This is a genomic window from Paenibacillus alba (assembly GCF_013204855.1).
Lineage (GTDB): Bacteria > Bacillota > Bacilli > Paenibacillales > NBRC-103111 > Paenibacillus_E > Paenibacillus_E alba.
The window spans coordinates 1-929 of the sequence record NZ_JABMKZ010000098.1 but is presented as its reverse complement, the minus strand read 5'-3'; the positions used below and the strand labels follow the sequence as shown (position 1 = coordinate 929).

The window sequence follows — 929 nt, the reverse complement described above, 5'->3', positions numbered from 1 at the left end:
GATAATGGGGAGATCCAATACGAGATCTATAGTCCCAATGAGGGCAATGAAGAAGTTACTGTACACAGTGAAGGAAGTATTTTGGTTTATACGGCGGAAGATACAGCGGAAGATACACCGGTGCTGGATATAGAGGCGCTGATCGAAAGTTGTCATCAAAAGGAACTGGCCTCGAAGCAATGTTACGAAGGGTTTATAACGATGGGAATGGAGTATGGCCCAGCCCATAAGGGGATTGAACGAATATATGTCGGACAAGGCCAGGCCATCGCAAAGTTAAGATTGCCGGATGCCATAGCAGATACGGAAGAACAGTTTAAACTACATCCGGCATTGATCGATTCGGCATTGCAGGCCACCCTAGGTGTATGGGCAGCCTCTGACCCAGCTAAGCCAGCCTTGCCATTCGCCTTGGAGGATCTTCGAGTAATCCGGGGATGTAGCTGCGAAATGTGGTGTTTCGTCCGCTACAGCGCGGGGAGCCGGGCCGGGGACAAAGTCGAGAAATTGGACATCGATTTGTGCGACAGTCAGGGAAAGATTTGTGTGCAAATGAGAGGGTTTTCATCCAGAGTAATGGAAGGAGAGGAGCTAGGGACGGCCATCCTTCGACCTTATTGGAGGGAACAAGCAGCAGACGGGCCGGCGGAAGGAGCAGCCAAGGCGGAGCATTTGGTCGTGCTCTGTGAAGGAGACAGCAGGCTGGAAAGTTACATTAGAAAAGAAATGAAGGTCCGGTGTCTGCTACTGGAGGAGGCGTATGATTCGAACGGGGAACGATTCGACAGCAGCGCGGCGCGGGTATTTGAAGAGGTTCAGCAGTTATTTAAGGAAAGGCATAAAGAGAGGATATTGGTTCAGGTCGTGGTACCAAGCGAACGCCTGCAGCTGTTTGAAGCGCTGTCAGGCTTGCTAAAAACTGCGCAGCT

1 protein-coding gene is annotated in these 929 nt (G+C 51.0%); it reads left to right on the top strand.

Translation table 11 applies throughout. The features are described 5' to 3' along the window. The coding region (locus HQN90_RS38055) for a polyketide synthase dehydratase domain-containing protein (RefSeq protein ID WP_173227990.1) at nt 1-929 on the top strand (929 nt) is incomplete at both ends.